Genomic DNA, 17412 nt, shown 5'->3' on the forward strand with positions numbered 1-17412 from the left:
CCATTGGAGTTGCTATGACCAACCACGACGTCGAACTGCTGGCGATCGGCGCCGGGCCGGCCAACCTCGCACTCGCGGTCGCACTGGAAGAACTCGGCGCCGACGGCCTCGCGGAGAGCTCGCTCCTCATCGAACGCGGGCCAACGGTCGAGTGGCAACGCGGCCTGCTGCTGCCCTGGACGAAGAGCCAGGTCGCCTTCGCCAAGGACCTGGTGACACTGCGGAACCCACGCAGCAAGTTCACCTTCCTGAACTACCTGCGCAGCGTCGGCCGGCTCGACGACTTCATCAACATGGGAAGCTTCACGCCGTACCGCGTCGAGGTCTCCGGTTATCTCCAGTGGGTGTCGGAATCGCTCCGCAAGGTGCAGCTCCGGCTCGGCTGCGACTGTACGTCGGTCGAACCCGTACGGGATTCCGCCGGCAGCCTGACCGGATGGCTGACCCGGCTCGCCGACGGCAGCAAGATCTCCAGCCGCTACCTGGTCATCGGCGCCGGGCGCGACCCGTACGTTCCGCCGGAACTCAGCCACCTGCCCGCCGACCGGCTGATCCACAGCACCCGGTACCGCAGCCGGATCGCGACACTCGACAAGGACCAGCAGTACCGGATCGCAGTGGTCGGTGCGGCGCAGAGCGCGGCCGAGATGTTCCGGGCAACGCAGCACGACCTGCCGAACAGCGACGTGAGCTGGGTGATGCGGTCGATCGGGCTGCGCGCGTACGACACGAACAAGTTCACCAACGAGCTCTACTACCCGTCGTACATCGACAAGTTCTTCGAGGCCCTGCCGGACGGCAAGAAGCAGATCCTGCAGGAGATGCACCTGACGAACTACTCCGGCGTCGAGAGCGACCTCCTGCAGGAGCTCTACACCGGCCTCTACCTGGATCGGCTGGCCGGCGTCGAGCGGCGGCGGTTGGTGCCGATGACCGACATCACCGGTGCCCGCACCGACGGCGACGAGATCGTCCTCGAGCTCACCGACCGCAAGACCGGCGACGTCCACGAGCTCCGCCGGGACCTGGTCTTCCTCGGCACCGGATTCGTCCGGGAGATGCCCAGGCTGATCCGCGGGCTCGGTGCGGCGATCGGGCTCGACCGGATCGAGGTCAACCGGCAGTACCGACTGGACCTCGGCGAGAAGTCGGACGCGGCCTGCTATCTGCAAGGCGTGAACGAGGCGACGCACGGCATCGCCGACTCACTGCTCAGCGTGCTCGGCAACCGGGCCGCGGACATCGCCCAGGACATCCTCGTCCATCGTGCCGGCAAGCGAGTCAACGGCGTGCACCGGCCCGGGGCAGAGCGACGTACCGCTGTCTCTGTGCCTGCCGACGGCGCAGTGCCCGCCTGACGGGGCGTGCCCATGTCCAGGCAGGACAGTTCGTTGCTTCCAAAGCCTGGCCGGGCCTCGGTGGTCGCAGCCTTGCTGGTTGCCGGCGCGGTCGCCCTGGCTGTTATCGGGTACGCCGCCGGCTGGCTGCGGCCGGAGCACGCGGCCACGGCGACGTCCGTACCTCCGGCCGCTGGACCGAGCTCGGCGCAGTTGATGTGGCGGTTGCTGCTGGCGATCGCGGCCGTCTGCGCGCTGGCAACCTTGTGCGGCCGGCTTGCCCGGCTGATCGGGCAGCCCGCCGTGGTCGGCGAGATCATCGCCGGGCTGGTGCTCGGGCCCTCGGTGATCGGATCGGTGACGCCCTGGCTGTTCGACGCCGTACTGCCGGCCGAGGTACGACCGAACCTCGGTCTGCTGGCGCAGGCCGGGCTGACCGTCTTCATGTTCGCCGTCGGGTCCGACTTCGGCCGGATCGGCCGCGAGCGCGGTGCGATCGCCGCCGCCAGCCTCGCGATCATGGCGGTTCCGTTCGCCCTCGGGCTGCTGGCGGCGATACCGCTCTACTCGACATTGGCCGGTCCCACGGTGGACCGGTTGCCGTTCGCCGTCTTCATCGGTACGGCGCTCAGCATCACCGCGTTCCCCGTCCTCGCGCGAATCGTTCAGGATTGCGGGCTGGAGGGCACCCGGCTCGGATCGCTGGCGATGCTGTGCGCGGCCGCTGCGGACGTGCTCGCCTGGTGCGCCCTCGCGATCACGATGGCGATGATCCGCTCGAGCGGTCCCGGTGATGCTCTGCTGGCACTCGGCCTGACGGTTCTCCTGGGCGCCTTTTCCTTGCTGGTCCTTCGACCGCTGCTGCTACGTCTGTCCCTCCGGTACGCCGCCTCTGTGCCGACGCCGATCCTGGTGCTGCTGGTACTCGCGCTGATCCTCGGTCTCGCCGCGGCGACCGATCGGATCGGCGTACACGCGATCTTCGGCGGCTTCCTGGCCGGTCTCGTGCTGCCGAAGGACAGCCTGCCGGTAGCGGCCGTGGCAGAGCAGATCGGCCGGCTCAACCGCACACTGCTGGTGCCGGTCTTCTTCGCATCCATCGGCCTGCAGACCGACGTCAGCGCAGCGGTGTCCCAGCCGCAGGTGCTCGCCGCCGGCGCTCTCCTGCTGGCCGTAGCGGTCATCGGCAAGCTGGCCGGAGCCGTACCGGTGGCCTTTGCCGGCGGTCTGCCCGCGCGGTCCGCAGCGGGCCTGGGAGTCCTGATGAACGCGCGCGGCATCACGGAGATCGTCGTACTGTCCGCCGGGCTCGGTGTCGGCATCATCAACCACAGCGCCTTCACAGTGATGGTGATGATGGCGCTGGTCACCACGATGATGGCCGCTCCGTTGCTGCGTCTGCTGGGCCCGTCGCTGCTGCACCGGACCGCCACCGGCCGGCCTCCGGAAAAGGCGTATGCGAGCGGTGACGCCACAAGCACGATTTCGTGACGAATCGACTACGGCTCCGTGACGGCGTCGGTGATCGAATAGGCGCGTAGGCAGCACTGACGACGACCACGGGGAAGTGGTGAGGCACAGGGCCGTCGGCCAGATCCTCCTGTGCTACCTCGCGTCTCGTCGCCAGCTGCGCGAATCAGCGAAAGGACGTGGAGCGTGTCGACGATCTCGCTACGCAGAACCGCACGGCCGCTCGAGGAAAACCGCGACCACACCGAGTCCGGTCCCTCGATCGCGGATGTTCTCAACCGCGCACTCGGCTCCGACTGGTCGGCCTGGAAGGAGCTGGAAACGCGCTACGGTTCACTCCTTCTGCACACCGCTCGCGGTGTCGGTCTCAGCCACAGTGACGCCGCCGACGCCGCTCAGCTGACCTGGCTGCGGTTGTGGCAACACGGCCGTCAGATCCGCGACCCAGAATGCCTTCCCGCCTGGTTGGCTGCGACGGCCCGCAGGGAGGGTCTGCGGGTGGCGATCAGCCGGAAGCGGTACCTTCTGTACGCCGACCCGACAACCGAGCACAGCGACGGTCAACGCGCCGCCGTGGTCGACGTCTACCCGGCGGACGGCGAGTACGAGCCTTCCACGGAGCGTGCCCTGTCCCGGCTGCCCGCTCGCTACCAGAATCTGATCAGACTGCTGATGTCGGACAGCTGCCCGTCCTATCTGGAGATCGCCGAGAAGTTGAACCTTCCCGTCGGCAGCATCGGCCCGATGCGCATGCGGGCCCTCCGAATGCTCCGCCACTCCCCCGAATTGATCACCCGCTGAGGCCGGCAACCGGCCAGGCGATCTCGGTTCCCCGGATCACCTGGCCGGTTCGGCAACGAACAGAACGTCGCCCAAGGCCGTGCCGGTGAACCCCGGGTGCGCGGCCACGCTGACCCCGGCCATCAATGACTCGGTACGACGGTCTGCGCTCGAGTCACCGCATGCTCGGCGTTCGTCAGGTGATGCGGCACGATCGCCACCGGACACGTCATCGCCGCCACCGACCGCCGCGCGACCGGATCGATCGCCAACGGACCGCTGTGCGCGCCGACCACCACCAAGCCGACCTCACCACTCTCATGCACCAACGCCGCAGACGCCGGCCGGCTGCTCAGGAACCGCGTCACCTTCACGTCCGGGAACCGACTCGCCCATGGCGCCAGCGTCTCCGACAACATGTAGTCCGCCCGGCTGATCCACGAACACTCCGGATCCTCGTCCGCGAACGGACGCTCGGACGGCAGCCCCGCATGCACAACGATCAGATCACCCTCGCGCCCCGCCGCAGCACCGAAAGCGAACTCCAGCGCTTCCGCCGACAACGCCGTACCATCGATGCCCACGGCAACTTTCCGGTCGAGCAACGACGGCCTCCACGACAGCGGCACCACAACCATCGGGCAACCGGCCCGCGCCGCCAATCGCAGGTTCGCCTGCGTATGCACCAGCCGCTCCGGTCCACGACTCCGCGACCGCGCGACCACCAACATCCGCGCCGACCGCGCCGCATGAGCCAGCACCCGCAGTCGCGACCCCTCCTCGGCGACCGCTACCAGCTCCATCGCGTACCCGTCACGATGCCGCACATGCGCCACCGCAGACCGGAGAGCGGCATCCGCCAGCTCGGCCGACGACCTCGGCGTGGACTGCGACGCTGCGTACAACGCATGCACGGAGTACGGCGCGACCAGCACCAACTCCGCGCCCACTCGCAACGCCTCGGCGGACGCATAGTCCACCACCCGAAGGTTCTCCACTGTCCCGTCCACCTCGACCACGACAGGCCCGGTGCGGTTCCAGTCATTCATTTCGCTCACTCCAAGCTCAAGCGGGTACGACGGCCAGCGGGCAGACCGCGTGGTGCAGTACGCCACGGGTCACCGAGCCGAGGAGGACGGCCGCCAGCCGGCTGTGGTGGTGGGTGCCGACGACCAGCAGTTGGGCATCGGATTGTTCAGCGGTCGTGACGACACCATCGACGACGTGTCCGCGCCGTACGTCGACCTGGATCGCAACGTCGGGGTACTTCTGCTGCCATTCGGCCGCGACGTTCTCGAAGTACCGCTGGGCGTTCTCGGCCCACTCGGCGCTGATGCCGCCGGTGTCCATCGCGTCCCAGCTGAAGACCGCCGGCACGTCCCAGACATGGAGGATCCTGACGGGCAGCTTCCTCTCGGCCGCCGCGGCGATCGCGAACTCCATCACGGACGCACTCCCGTCCTCATCCAGGCCGACCAGCACCGGCCCGGCGTGGTCGGACGGCTTCCAGTGCTCCGGAACAACCACGACCGGGACCGTCGCCTGTGCAACGACGGCTTCCGAGGTGGAGCCGACCAGCAATCGCTTGAACGTGCCCAGCCCGCGCCGGCCGACGACCAGCATCCGACTGTCCGCAGCCTCCGCGTTCAGCGTCCGAGCCGGCTGGCCGACCATCAGCTCAGCCTCGTGCTCGAGGAGGCTGGGACCCTCGTCCAGACGCTTCTGTACTTCGTCGACGAGGTCGGTCGCAGCGTCGTCGACGGCGTCGGGCTCCCAGACGGTGACGTCGCGGAGTTTCTCGTCGATGACGTGCACCACCTGGAGGGACTCCTGCCGGAGCAACGACTCCTGCAGGGCCCACTCCAGGGCACCGGTGTCACGCCAGGAGCCGTCGACTCCCACGTGGATGACCGGCTTGACAGTCATCGGGCTCACCGCAGCCAGGGGTACTTTTGGACGAAGTCCTGGCTGCTCCACCACTTGCCCAGACCCCACACATTGCCCGCAGCAACCAGTGCGAGGGCGACGACCGTGATGGCGCCGACGATGTGGTCGTCCAGGACCGGGTTGTTCTCCGGCGGGAAGTTCGCCGACCACATCAGCACGTAGAGCAACGCGCCGCTGACGGCCGCGATCCGCATGCCGATTCCGAGGGTCAACGCGAGACCGATGCCGGCCAGGCCGATCATGAACAGCGGACTGACCCACCAGTCACCGACCAGCGACTGGTAGAAGTCCGCCATCGGGCCGCTGGTTCCCTTGGCCAGGAACCCGGCCGTCGGGTCGCCACCATCGATCCAGCCCTTACCGGACGGGGTCGCGTAGCCGAGACCGAACAGTTTGTCGACGAACGCCCACAAGAAGGAGAGCCCGAGAACGATTCGCAGTACGGCGAGCGTACGGCCGGCCGCAGTGGTGATGATCGGATGCCGATCGCTGTCCGGCTCCATCGCGGGAACCGGGAGATCGCGCCGGTGCGGCGTGGTGGTCATGATGTTGTCCTTTCGTTTGAGTGCTGACACCTCGATCCTCGGCTGCCGACGCGACCCCCGGCAGGGCCGTTGTCACCTCTCACAGCAGTCGAACGGCCCACCTATCCCGGGACCTCCGCGGCGTGACTGCTGTGATCTGGGCGGTGGATGCGGCATCGTCAGGGGATGGGTGATACGAAGCGATTGCCGAAGAAGCGGTACGAGCGGGAGCTGTTGCGGCTGCAGGCCGAGCTGGTGAAGCTGCAGGAATGGGTCCGGGTCGAGAAGGCCCGGGTCGTGGTGGTGTTCGAGGGCCGCGACGCCGCCGGCAAGGGCAGCACCATCAAACGCGTCACGGAGTACCTCAATCCCCGCGTCGCCCGGATCGCCGCACTACCCGCGCCGACCGAGCGCCAGCGGACGCAGTGGTACTTCCAGCGGTACGTCGAACACCTGCCGGCCGCCGGCGAGATCGTCCTGTTCGACCGCAGCTGGTACAACCGCGCGGGTGTCGAACGCGTGATGGGGTTCTGCACCAACCAGGAGTACGCACGGTTCCTGCACCAGTGCCCGATCTTCGAACGGCTGCTCGTCGAGGACGGCGTACTGCTGCGCAAATACTGGTTCTCGGTCAGCGACAGCGAGCAGGAGAACCGTTTCCGCAGCCGCCTCGAGGACCCGATGCGCCGCTGGAAGCTGTCGCCGATGGACCTGGAGTCGATCACCCGCTGGGAGGACTACTCCCGCGCGAAGGACGAGATGTTCGTCCACACCGACATCCCCGAGGCGCCCTGGCACGTCGTCGAGAGCGAGGACAAACGCTCAGCCCGGATCAACATGATCGCGCACCTGCTGTCGGGCATCCCGTACCACCAGGTCCAGCGACTGCCCCTCGAACTTCCGCCCCGACCGCCGTCCAAGGGCTACCAGCGCCCCCCACGCGACATGCAAACCCAAGTCCCCGACCACGCCGCCAAACTCCGCAAATGAGGTCCCAAAAGTTCGGACAGACACCTAGCAGACGCGGCTCTGTGGCGCTAGAGGCGTGTGGGCTCGGGATTGGTGGTCGCGCGCCTCTCCCCCAAGTTGATGGTCAGCCGGAAAGCTTGGATCGACGGTCAGCCGCCTCAGAGCGTCCATCAGCCCGCTCACCTACACGCAGGCGGCTGGCCGTCCCTCGCCGTCAGAAGATGTAGAAGCCGGTGACAGCGGTCGGGAGGATGCCGAGGATGAGCTGCTCTCACCGGTTGGCTCGTCGTAGTGGGTCTGAAGGAACGGAGCCCGCACGGAGGCCGTCCAGCAGCTCCGCCTGGTCCGACAACACCGACGTCAGGATGCCCCTGGCCATCGCCAGCAGCTCGGCCACCTGCGGACTGGTCAACGCGTAGTACACCTGCGAACCCTCACGGCGAGCCGTCACCAGCCCTGCCCGGCGCAACACCGCCAACTGCTGGGACAGGTTCGAGGCCTCGAGGCGGACCTCCGACAGGAGTTCGCTGACCGCCATCTCGCGTTCGCTCAACAGCTCCAGGACGCGGATACGCGCCGGATGCCCCAGCGTCTTGAAGAACTCCGCCTTCAACTGGTGCAGCGGTGTCGTCATCCTCCGCCCTCCACTCGCTCCAAGCCGTGCGAAATTGATGCGATCACGAATTGAAGAATTCTGCAACTCGTGCCTAAGGTAGGTCCACCATGGACACGTTCGCCGCGGAACTGCACCAGCGGATCACCTCCGCCCGGGAGCACCTCCGCGCTGCCCAGGACACCGGAGACCTCGACGCCGAGCGCATCTACTCCGGCGAACTCGACAGCCTCATCCACCAAGCTCTCGAGAACGGCATCACCGTTCCGTCGGAGGACACCGGCCAACACACCTGAACGACCCACACTGTCTGGGGGGACATTGGAGACCGCCGCTCTCTACGAAGTGACCTACACATCGCACGACCGCACACCTACCCGGGCCGTCACCGACGCCGCCGGTGTCACCGACCTCGTCCGTCAAGCCGCAGCCGCCGGATCCCGGGTGCACGTTCGCCCACTTCCCGAGGACCAACTACCTCGAGCAACCTGAGGCGGCGAACGGACGGCGATCAGGAGAGGTCGGCCGTGTAGGCGGTGGCCAGGGAGTCGTCCCACGGCTCGGACTCTGCGGCCAGGGAGTCGAGGACTGTTTCTGGTCGCGTTGCGCCGGAGACGACGGACAGTACGGGCGACGATGCCAGCAGGGCACGTAGTTGCAGGCGTTGCAGCGAGACGCCGCGTTCGCCGGCCAGGGCGGCGAGCTGTGGCGACGGCGTCGCGACCGACGGCCGAAGCGGCGAGTAGGCGAAGAACGCGACCTCGTTGGCCTCGCACCACGCAAGCACCTCGAGCGACTCGCGTCCGATGGCGCTGTGGTGATTCTGTACGGCGTCGATGCGCGCGACCGCAGCCGCCCGCTCGAGGTCAGCGACGCTGACGTTCGACAGACCGATCCGGGCCAGCTTGCCTTCGTCGCGCAGCTTCGCGAGAGCTGACACGGCCTGCTCCACAGGCTGTTCGGCGAGATCGACTCGATGGAGGTAGTACAGATCGAGGCGCTCACGACCGAAGACCCGAAGGCTCGTCTCGACGTCGGACCGGATCCGGTCCGGGCTGATATCGGCATCCCAGGTGGACTCGCCGGTTCGCGAATGACCGCCCTTCGTTCCGACGATCACGCTCGTACCCCGAGCGGCGTCAGCGGCCAGTTCCTCGCCGTACAACGGCGCATCGGCGTGTGCGTACGCGCGCGCGGTGTCGAGGATCGCCGTACCTGCGGCAATGCCGGCTCGGATCGTCGCGAGATCGGCAGCGCGGTCCCTGGGCGCGAACGAGAAGCTCGCAACGCCCAGCGCGACCCGACCGACAAGTTCTTTCATCGTGCCTCCCGCCGGTCACGCTACACGTCGACGGTCGGTACACGGGCTCCGAGCCGATCCGGTTCAACATCTGGTCACAGATATTCGCGACACTGCCTTCTGATGCCCTAGGCAACTACTTGAATCGAGTATGCCGTGAACCGGTTGGCTGTCGCGACCGTGTAGCCCCCAACACACCGAGCACGGCGTCTACCAAGGGCAGCCGTGACGACCAGGGAGGGACCACATCATGACCAGTGCGACCAGACGTCTCCGGCGAGGTATCAGCGCGGCAGCCGTCGCGACCGTCACCACAGGCATCGCCCTGAGCCTGGCCGGTACGGCGTCCGCGGCACCCACAGGCGGTGTCGTCATCGACGCCGGCCAACTCATCGTCACCGGCACGAACCACGCGGACAACATCGCTCTCAGCGTGCCGGCCGCGGACACGTCGGTGCTCGAGGTCGACTTCGGTGACGGTACGGCGAAGCGCACCGTGAAGCGGAGCGACTTCGGGCAGATCCGGGTCAGCAGCCGTGGCGGCAACGACGTCGTACGGATCGACTACGGCGCCGAAGTACAGCCGTTCACGATCATCGACACCGGCGCGGGCAACGACAGCGCATTCGGTGGCAGCGGCAACGAACTGTTCCGCACCGGCGCCGGCAACGACACCGTCGACGGGAACCGAGGCAGCGACACGGCGCTGCTCGGCAACGGCAACGACACCTTCACCTGGGATCCGGGCGACGGCAGTGACGTGATCGAGGGTGGTCGCAGCCAGGACACCATGGTGTTCAACGGTTCGGCCGCCGCGGAGAAGTTCGTTGCCTCCGCCAACGGTCGGCGACTGCGGTTCACCCGCGACGTGGGCAACATCGTGGTGGACACCGACAACGTCGAGCGGATCAGGCTCAACGCCCTCGGCGGCGCCGACACGGTCACCGTCGGCGATCTGCGCCGTACCGACGTACGGAAGGTCGACGTCGACCTCGGCGCGCAACTGAACGCGCGCGGCGGCGACTCGGCCGTCGACGCGATCACCGTCACCGGCACCCCCGGCAGGGATCGCATCCGAGTCTCCGGCTCCGGCGGAAACGTGCTGGTCTCGGGCCTGAGCGCCGACGTCCGGCTGTCGGACGCGGAACCGACCGACCAACTGACCGTCGACACCCTGACCGGCAAGGACCGAGTCGCAACCGGCCGACTCGCCACGAACACCATCGGTCTCAGCATCCTCTGAGCGCCCCGCCCGGCGTCCGCCCGTCGCGGACGCCGGGCGTTCGACCTCCTCCGCCGAGGGCTCGCTTGACAAATTAACTGAGTGCGCTCATTCTTGAGGCAACTCAGATTAGTTGATCTGGGCAAGTCATCGGAACGAGAAGGAAGTCGCCGTGCGCGCGTTCGTCGTCAAGCAGTACAAGGGGCCGGTACAGCAAGCGGAGGTTCCCGAGCCCGTGGTCGGAGCGAACGACGTGCTCGTGCAGGTCCGGGCGGCCGGGCTCAACGTGCTCGACGAGAAGATCCGAGCGGGTGAGTTCAAGCAGATCCTCCCGTACAAGCTGCCGCAGATCCTCGGTAACGATGTCGCCGGAACAGTGCTCGGCGTCGGCGCGAACGTGCGGGGCTTCAAGCCCGGCGACGAGGTGTACGCCCGGCCGGGCAAGGACCGCATCGGAACCTTCGCGGAGCGCATCGCGGTCGCTGCGGCCGACCTCGCACTCAAGCCCGCATCGGTCAGCCTGGAGGAAGCAGCCTCACTCCCCCTGGTGGCCTTGACTGCCTGGCAGGCGCTCGTCGAGCGGGGCAATCTGCGGCCGGGCCAACGGGTCCTGATCCACGCCGGCGCCGGGGGCGTCGGGACGATCGCGATCCAGCTCGCCAAGTACCTCGGCGCAACCGTCGCCACCACTGTCAGCTCCGGCAACGCCGACTTCGTGCGCGAGCTCGGGGCGGACGTCGTCATCGACTACCGCAGCCAGGACTTCGAACAGCTCCTCGACTCCTACGACCTGGTGCTGGACAGCCTCGGCGGGAAGAACCTGGAGAAGTCGCTCCGCGTCCTGCGCCCCGGCGGCAAGGCGATCGGGATCGCCGGGCCGCCCGACTCGGCGTTCGCCCGAGAGCTGGGCGCGAACCCGCTGCTCCGGCTGGCGACGACCGCCCTCAGCAGCGGCGTACGTCGCCGGGCCCGACGCCTCGGCGTGACGTACGAGTTCCTCTTCATGCGCGCCAGCGGAGATCAGCTTCGCCAGATCACTGCCCTCGTCGACAGCGGCGCGCTGCGCCCTGTCGTCGGACGGGTCTTCGACTTCGACCAGACCGTGCAGGCACTGCAGTCGCTCGACAAGGGCGGCATCCGCGGCAAGACCGTCATCAGCCGGCCCTGACAACCCCTACGAACCAGGAGAATCACTATGAATACCGTCATCACCGCCTACAAGGACGCGCCCGCCCGCACTGTCGACGCCGGCGGCGTCACGTACGCCTACCGCGAGCTGGGGCCGAAGGGAGGGATCCCGGTCGTCTTCTTCGTTCACCTCGCCGCGACCCTCGACAACTGGGATCCCCGCATCATCGACCCCATCGCCGCGGAGCACCACGTCATCGCCTTCGACAACCGCGGCGTCGGCGCCTCCACCGGCCGCGTTCCCGACAGCATCGAGGCGATGGCCGACGACGCCGTGGCCTTCATCAAGGCGCTCGGCTTCGAGAAGATCGACATCTTCTCCTTCTCCCTCGGCGGCATGATCGCCCAGGCTCTCGTGGTGAAGCACCCCGGCCTGGTCCGCAAGCTCGTGCTCACCGGCACCGGCCCCGCGGGTGGGAAGGACATCGACAAGGTCGCCGGCACGACGTACTTCGACATCCTCCGCGCGACCCTGACCCGGTCGGACCCGAAGGAGTTCCTGTTCTTCAACCGCAACGCCACCGGCAAGCCCGCCGCCCGCGCGTTCGTCAACCGGCTCAAGGAGCGCACCGCCGACCGCGACGCAGAGATCAAGATCAAGGCGTTCCAGACCCAGCTCAAGGCGATCAAGAAGTGGGGACGCTCCACCCCCGCCGACCTGTCGAAGATCACCCAGCCCACCCTGATCGCCAACGGCGACAACGACCGCATGGTGCCCTCGGTCCTCTCCGAGGACCTGCACCGGCGCATCAAGGGCTCGGATCTGATCATCTACCCCGACTCCGGCCACGGCGGCATCTTCCAGTACCACCAGAAGTTCGCCCCCGTCGCCGTCGACTTCCTCGCCCGCTGATGAGCACGTCAACAGCACCGGTCGAACCAAGGAAGCAGTTCGCGTCCTCCATCCCGCTGTGGGTACGAACCGATCAGCCTCGCGAAACCGGAATGGGCTACTGGAAGGGGCCGCACTCGAAGATCATCTCGGCGACCAAGGGCTTCCAGGAGTACCGGCAGATCCACCTCGCCGACGTCAACCCGGGACTGTGGCCGCCCACCCGCGGCGTCGAGACCGAAATACCCGTCGAACGCAAGATCGACGGAGTCGCGGAGATCACGTTCCAGTCGGCATTGTCGCCGCTGCGGGGCCGAAAGCAGACCCGGCTCGCGTTCAAGGACGAAGTGAACGTCTTCCGGCGGACGCTGCTCTACTTCGGGCCGCCGTACTCGTCGCGCTGGTACGACCTGGCCGAGCCCGGCGAACCGGTCGGCGCCCGCGCCTTGATCTACCTCAGGCGGAGGGACGGCGTACGTGCCTCGGATTTCCGGACGCACTTCGTCGAACTCACCGACGCTCTCGCCGCCACCGGCATGCTGAAGGAACTCAGAACCCAGACCTTCCTGCCGTGGATCGAGAAGTTCTGGGACACGCCGAACGTTGCGCACGACAACCCGGTAGACCAGCGGTTCCACGCGTCGCTGATCCTGGGCTTCGCGGATCCGGCGGCACGAGCGGCCTTCTTCAAGAGCCGTGAGCTCCAGAGCCTGTCCGACGCGCTGGCTCCGTTTACGTCGGCCGTGCACGCCTACGAAGTGTCAGAGGCGCTCACGTTCGTGAAAGACGGTGCAGCCCTTCCGCAGTACCAGCAATAGCGTCGTCACTCGGCTCCCCATGCACCGAAGGTCGTAAACTTCCGGGCAGCAGGAGCCCGCACAGCAGACAAGGACGGCAGCCATGCCACTCGCCTCCCAACCGGTAGGACGGCGCGAGCGGAACAAGCAGCAGAAACTCGACCGCATCACCGCCGCGGCCCGCGAGCTCTTCGCCGAGCGCGGGGTCGACGAGGTCACCACTCAAGAGATCGCGGACAAGGCGGACATCGGTGCGGGCACGCTGTTCCTGTACGCCAAGACCAAGGGCGAACTTCTCCTGCTCGTGCAGAACTCGACGTACGCCGACGCGCTCGCCGAAGGTACGTCGGCTGCCGAGAGCATCCCCGACGTACTCGACGCGGTGATGGCGATCGTCCGCCCGGTGGTCGAGTGCAATCGCAAACAGGTCGACAACGGGCGGACCTACCTCAGGGAGATCGTCTTCGGCGACCCCGAGGAGCCCCACCACCGCGACGCGCTCCTCCTGACCGTCCAGACCGAGAAGGCGATCGCCGAGGTGCTGCAGCGAGACGAGCGCATCAGCGCCGCCGACGCGGCGGCGCTCGCGCACATCGTCTCCGCGATCATGTTCGTCAGCATGGCCGCGACCATCAACGTCGCGAACCCGGTCGACGACGTCGTACAGGAGATCAAAGACCAGGTTCAGGTTCTGCTGCCGAGGTGATGTCGGTGCATCAGGCGGACTTGACCTCGCGGTGGAGGAGGCGGAGGAGGCCCAGGGCGAGGGGGACGAGGACCCAGATGGTTCCGGAGACTGCGATGTGGGCCCAGTCGCCGGCCTGGAAGGTCCGCTGTTCGAAGGCGGGTGCCATGGCGGAGTTGACGTCGAGCCAGGGAGCGGCCTTCTCGAGGGTGCCGACCATCGAGAAGAGTACGGTCCACGCGATCGGGATCACGTAGTAGAGCACGATGGCGGCGGCGGTGTTCATCAGCAGCATGCCGAAGGCGAAGCCCTGGACGATGCCGATCAGCTGTACGGCGAAGAAGTCGCGGACGTTGGCGACGCCAACGTTCCAGTCGCCGGCGCCGTCCATGAACGCCATCCCGGCCAGGTTGCTCAAGGCCGCGACGCCGAGCGCCACGACCACCGCGAGCAGGCCGACCAGGACCACCGCGACGAGCTTGGCGACGGCGATGCGGAGCCGGCTCGGTTCGAGGGTGAAGGTGACCAGACCGGTGCGCTGGCTCCACTCGGCAGTGACCGCGAGGATGCCGAGCACCGGGAGCAGGATGCTCTGCGGGGTCGCCGTCGCACCGACGAAGTTGACGAACGTCAACTGATCCGGATCGGCGACGAACAGGAACACGACGATGACGGCGACCGTGATGAGACCGATCGCGGTGAGCAGCCAGAAGCCGGCCCGGGTGTCGACAAGCTTGCGCAGTTCGGCCCGCAGCAGGCGGCTGAAGGGTACGGACGCCACACTCGGATCCGGTGCCAGCTCGGTTCGGTGAGTCTCGGTTCGGTGGGTCTCAGTTCGGTGGGTCGCGGTACTCATGCGATGACCTTCTCTCGTGCGTCAGCGGCGGTGAGCTGCAAGAACATTTCCTCGAGTCCGGAGCCGTCGGCGCCGCGCAACTCGGTGACGACCACGCCATGCCGTGCGGTGGCCGTGGCGATCTGCTCGCGGGTGGCATCCACGACGTACCCGCCGTCGGGCTCGAGCTGGTACACGTAGCCCGCGACGTCGAGGCAGCGTGCCAGCGCGTCGGGGTCCAGGCCACGGACGAAGGTGCCGGCGGCGTTCAACATGTCGGCCTTGCTGCCGTCGGCGACGATCACGCCGCGACCGATGACGACCAGATGGTCGGCGATGACCTCGATCTCGTGCAGAAGATGTGAGGACAGCAGGACGGTTCCGCCGCGATCGGCGAACCCCTTGAGCAGCCCGCGCATCCAGTGGATGCCGGCGGGATCGAGTCCGTTCGCGGGCTCGTCCAGGATCAGCACCTGCGGGTCGCCGAGCAGGGCGTGCGCGATGCCGAGACGTTGCCGCATTCCGAGGGAGTAGTTGCCGACCCGGCGGTCGCCCTCGTCGCCGGACAGCCCGACCATCTCGAGCATCTCGTCGACCCGCTGGAGGCGAAGGCCCATGACGATGGCGCCGAGGCGAAGGATCTCGCGCCCGGTCCGCCCGGTGTGCTGCGCGGACGCGTCCAGGAGGACCCCGACGTGCCGGCCCGGGTTGCGGAGTTCGGCGTACGGAACGCCGAGGATGGTGCTGCGACCTGCCGACGGTGGCGTCAGCCCGGTCATCATGCGCATCGTGGTCGACTTGCCGGCCCCGTTGGGACCGAGGAAGCCGGTGACGGATCCAGGCTGCGCCTGGAAGGACACGCGGTCTACGGATTGGTGTGCGCCGTACCGCTTACTGAGTTCTTCGACTGTGATCATGAGGTCGAGCCTGGGCCCACCGGCTGCCCCGGCACATCAGCCGCAGCGCCATGACCGCGAGCCACGGGATAGAGCTACATAGCCCACGGTAGGGGTCTGGCCGGACCGTGGTCTCTGCCCGGAACCACAGACCTCCCGTACCGTGAGCAAGGTGGACGCCATCCAAGCCGCGCCACCACCTCCGCTGAGCCACTGGCAGTCGACGTGGCGCTACCTCTTCGCCATCGTCACTGGCCTCGGCTTCTGGGTTACGAGCTACTACAACACGTACGCCGGACAGATCGGTGCGCTCTGGGCCATCGACCTGCTACTCGGAGCGGTCAGCGTGGTCCTGATGCGCCGGCGGCGCCGCAACCCGTTCGTCGTTGCCCTGATCGTCAACATCTTCGGATCCTTCTCCACGGCCGCGTCGGGAGCGGTGGTCGTCACCACCATGTCCCTGGCCACGCGCCGGCGCTGGCGCGAGATCGTACCGGTCGCGGTGGTGGGCTTCGTCGCCTCGATCGTCTTCTTCGAGACCCATCCCGGCGCCGAGGACTCGTTGCTCTTCTCGCTGTTGTTCACGATCGTCTTCGTGAGCGCCGTGATCGCTCCCGGCATGTACGTCGGCGCTCGCCGCGACCTGCTGGCAACGCTGCGGGAGCGAGCGGATCGCGCCGAACGCGAGCAGGGTCTGCGCGTCGAGCAGGCGCAGGTCACCGAGCGGGCCCGGATCGCTCGCGAAATGCACGACGCGCTGGCGCATCGGCTGTCGCTGGTCGCCTTGCACGCGGGTGCGCTGGAGTACTGCCGGAGTCTGAGCGACGCGGAGGTGGCCCAGGCAGCCGCCATCACCCGCGAGAGCGCCCACCTCGCGCTGCAGGACCTGCACGCGATCCTCGGCGTACTGCGAACCCTCGACACCGACGCGCCACCGGAGCGTCCACAACCGACGCTGGCCGACCTTCCGGCACTGGTCCAGGAGGCCATCGGATCGGGCACGAGAGTCCGGTTGCACAACCAGGTCGACAACCTGACGGAACCGCCCGACGCGATCGGGCGCGGGGCCTACCGGATGATCCAGGAGAGCCTGACGAACGCTCGCAAACACGCACCGGACACCGCCGTCGACGTCACCCTCAGCGGCCGCCCGGGCGGGCAACTGGTCCTCGAGGTACGGAACCCGCTGCGGCTGGGCTCCGCCGTGAGTGCGACGCCCGGCTCGGGGCTCGGCTTGCTCGGACTGACCGAACGCGCCGAGCTGATCGGTGGCCGCCTCGAGCACCTGAGGCTGGACGGGCACTTCGTGGTCCGGGCCTGGCTGCCGTGGCCGGCATGAGCGACGCGGCCGACGGCCCGGTGCGGGTCGTGATCATCGACGACGACGCGCTGGTACGCACGGCACTCGCCATGATCCTGCGCGACGACGCGACGATCGAACTGGCCGGCGAAGCGAACGACGGCCAGACCGGGCTCGACCTCATCGCCCGGACAGCACCCGACGTCGTACTGATGGACATCCGGATGCCACGACTCGACGGGCTCGAGGCTCTCGCTCAGCTCATGGGTCACCCCTCACCGCCCAAGGTGATCGTGCTGACGACCTTCGACGCCGACGACTACGTGCTGCGGGCTCTGCGCGGCGGAGCCAGCGGCTTCCTCCTCAAACACACCCCGCCGGTGGCGATCGTCCAGGCGGTACACAAGGTCGCGGCCGGCGAACACATGCTCTCCCCCACCGTGACCGCCCAGCTGATCGCCCGCCTCGGTGCTGATGAGCCAGAAGCCCAACACGTCCTCGATGCGCGATCGCTGGCCGACACTCTCACCTCCCGCGAACGCGAAGTCGCCATCGCGGTCGGCCAAGGCAAGGTCAACGCACAGATCGCCGAAGAGCTCTACCTGAGCATGGCCACCGTCAAAGCGCACGTCTCGCGCATCATGGTCAAACTCCAAGCCACCAACCGCGTCCAGATCGCCAACCGCATCCACGACGCAGGCCTCACCTGACCGGAAG

At 67.5% G+C, this 17412-nt stretch carries 19 protein-coding genes; 12 read left to right on the forward strand and 7 right to left on the reverse strand.

Annotated features, from left to right (window positions below):
- Nucleotides 1-14 precede the first annotated feature (14 nt).
- The 3 genes from E0H45_RS18205 (at nucleotide 15) to E0H45_RS18215 (ending at nucleotide 3608) form a co-directional block, all read left to right on the forward strand.
- Nucleotides 15-1358: a SidA/IucD/PvdA family monooxygenase gene (locus tag E0H45_RS18205; RefSeq protein WP_131338768.1), complete on the forward strand. Its 1344-nt coding sequence runs from the start codon at nucleotides 15-17 to the stop codon at nucleotides 1356-1358.
- Between the two features lie 33 nt (nucleotides 1359-1391).
- Nucleotides 1392-2828, forward strand: coding sequence for a cation:proton antiporter (locus E0H45_RS18210; protein WP_165546504.1), 1437 nt, complete (start codon nucleotides 1392-1394; stop codon nucleotides 2826-2828).
- A gap of 165 nt (nucleotides 2829-2993) precedes the next feature.
- Entirely contained in the window at nucleotides 2994-3608 is a 615-nt protein-coding gene (locus E0H45_RS18215; RefSeq protein ID WP_165546505.1) for an RNA polymerase sigma factor, read from the forward strand.
- 122 nt (nucleotides 3609-3730) lie between these two features.
- Here E0H45_RS18215 and E0H45_RS18220 read toward each other — a convergent pair whose 3' ends face one another.
- From E0H45_RS18220 to E0H45_RS18230, 3 genes are read right to left on the reverse strand one after another with little or no spacing between them, the layout of a single operon-like run.
- Nucleotides 3731-4636 (reverse strand): universal stress protein, encoded by a 906-nt coding sequence (locus E0H45_RS18220; RefSeq protein WP_131338774.1) that lies wholly within the window; start codon nucleotides 4634-4636, stop codon nucleotides 3731-3733.
- 16 nt (nucleotides 4637-4652) lie between these two features.
- Nucleotides 4653-5513 carry a universal stress protein gene (locus E0H45_RS18225; protein WP_131338776.1) on the reverse strand — a complete coding sequence of 287 codons (861 nt, stop codon included), beginning with the start codon at nucleotides 5511-5513 and terminating at the stop codon, nucleotides 4653-4655.
- Between the two features lie 5 nt (nucleotides 5514-5518).
- Nucleotides 5519-6079 carry a hypothetical protein gene (locus tag E0H45_RS18230; RefSeq protein ID WP_131338778.1) on the reverse strand — a complete coding sequence of 187 codons (561 nt, stop codon included), beginning with the start codon at nucleotides 6077-6079 and terminating at the stop codon, nucleotides 5519-5521.
- Nucleotides 6080-6244: 165 nt separating this feature from the next.
- On the opposite strand from E0H45_RS18230, the gene ppk2 reads away from it, so the two are divergent.
- The gene (gene ppk2, locus E0H45_RS18235; protein WP_131338780.1) at nucleotides 6245-7048 is read left to right on the forward strand and encodes a polyphosphate kinase 2; all 804 of its coding nucleotides are present in this window, start codon (nucleotides 6245-6247) and stop codon (nucleotides 7046-7048) included.
- 250 nt (nucleotides 7049-7298) lie between these two features.
- Here the strand turns inward: ppk2 and E0H45_RS18240 are convergent, their stop codons facing one another.
- On the reverse strand, nucleotides 7299-7661 hold the full coding sequence (locus E0H45_RS18240) for an ArsR/SmtB family transcription factor (RefSeq protein ID WP_131338782.1): 363 nt from the start codon (nucleotides 7659-7661) through the stop codon (nucleotides 7299-7301).
- An 89-nt stretch (nucleotides 7662-7750) separates the two neighbouring features.
- Here E0H45_RS18240 and E0H45_RS18245 point away from each other — a divergent pair, with 89 nt between their 5' ends.
- A complete protein-coding gene (locus tag E0H45_RS18245; protein WP_131338784.1) occupies nucleotides 7751-7936 on the forward strand; it encodes a hypothetical protein in 186 nt (61 codons plus the stop codon).
- Nucleotides 7937-8151: 215 nt separating this feature from the next.
- On the opposite strand, the gene E0H45_RS18250 is transcribed toward E0H45_RS18245, so the two are convergent.
- Complete coding sequence (locus E0H45_RS18250) at nucleotides 8152-8961, reverse strand: aldo/keto reductase (RefSeq protein WP_131338786.1); 810 nt, start codon at nucleotides 8959-8961, stop codon at nucleotides 8152-8154.
- A gap of 229 nt (nucleotides 8962-9190) precedes the next feature.
- Here E0H45_RS18250 and E0H45_RS18255 point away from each other — a divergent pair, with 229 nt between their 5' ends.
- The 5 genes from E0H45_RS18255 to E0H45_RS18275 all read left to right on the forward strand — a co-directional run bounded on the left by E0H45_RS18255 (nucleotide 9191) and on the right by E0H45_RS18275 (nucleotide 13685).
- Nucleotides 9191-10183 carry a calcium-binding protein gene (locus tag E0H45_RS18255; RefSeq protein WP_131338788.1) on the forward strand — a complete coding sequence of 331 codons (993 nt, stop codon included), beginning with the start codon at nucleotides 9191-9193 and terminating at the stop codon, nucleotides 10181-10183.
- Nucleotides 10184-10334: 151 nt separating this feature from the next.
- Nucleotides 10335-11330 (forward strand): NADP-dependent oxidoreductase, encoded by a 996-nt coding sequence (locus tag E0H45_RS18260; protein WP_131338790.1) that lies wholly within the window; start codon nucleotides 10335-10337, stop codon nucleotides 11328-11330.
- A gap of 27 nt (nucleotides 11331-11357) precedes the next feature.
- Nucleotides 11358-12203 carry an alpha/beta fold hydrolase gene (locus tag E0H45_RS18265; RefSeq protein WP_131338792.1) on the forward strand — a complete coding sequence of 282 codons (846 nt, stop codon included), beginning with the start codon at nucleotides 11358-11360 and terminating at the stop codon, nucleotides 12201-12203.
- Between the two features lie 92 nt (nucleotides 12204-12295).
- Entirely contained in the window at nucleotides 12296-13000 is a 705-nt protein-coding gene (locus E0H45_RS18270; protein ID WP_202872381.1) for a hypothetical protein, read from the forward strand.
- 82 nt (nucleotides 13001-13082) lie between these two features.
- The gene (locus tag E0H45_RS18275) at nucleotides 13083-13685 is read left to right on the forward strand and encodes a TetR/AcrR family transcriptional regulator (protein ID WP_131338795.1); all 603 of its coding nucleotides are present in this window, start codon (nucleotides 13083-13085) and stop codon (nucleotides 13683-13685) included.
- Between the two features lie 10 nt (nucleotides 13686-13695).
- Here the strand turns inward: E0H45_RS18275 and E0H45_RS18280 are convergent, their stop codons facing one another.
- Together E0H45_RS18280 and E0H45_RS18285 are read right to left on the reverse strand one after the other, a co-directional pair.
- A complete protein-coding gene (locus E0H45_RS18280; protein ID WP_131338797.1) occupies nucleotides 13696-14445 on the reverse strand; it encodes an ABC transporter permease in 750 nt (249 codons plus the stop codon).
- 71 nt (nucleotides 14446-14516) lie between these two features.
- On the reverse strand, nucleotides 14517-15416 hold the full coding sequence (locus tag E0H45_RS18285; RefSeq protein WP_131338799.1) for an ATP-binding cassette domain-containing protein: 900 nt from the start codon (nucleotides 15414-15416) through the stop codon (nucleotides 14517-14519).
- Between the two features lie 151 nt (nucleotides 15417-15567).
- Here E0H45_RS18285 and E0H45_RS18290 point away from each other — a divergent pair, with 151 nt between their 5' ends.
- Both E0H45_RS18290 and E0H45_RS18295 read left to right on the forward strand, forming a co-directional pair.
- Nucleotides 15568-16734, forward strand: a complete 1167-nt coding sequence (locus tag E0H45_RS18290) for a sensor histidine kinase (RefSeq protein WP_131338801.1) — start codon at nucleotides 15568-15570, stop codon at nucleotides 16732-16734.
- Nucleotides 16731-17405 (forward strand): response regulator, encoded by a 675-nt coding sequence (locus E0H45_RS18295; RefSeq protein ID WP_131338803.1) that lies wholly within the window; start codon nucleotides 16731-16733, stop codon nucleotides 17403-17405. The genes E0H45_RS18290 and E0H45_RS18295 overlap by 4 nt, the downstream gene beginning before the upstream one ends.
- Nucleotides 17406-17412 lie beyond the last annotated feature (7 nt).

Source organism: Kribbella soli, assembly GCF_004331345.1.
GTDB lineage: Bacteria > Actinomycetota > Actinomycetes > Propionibacteriales > Kribbellaceae > Kribbella > Kribbella soli.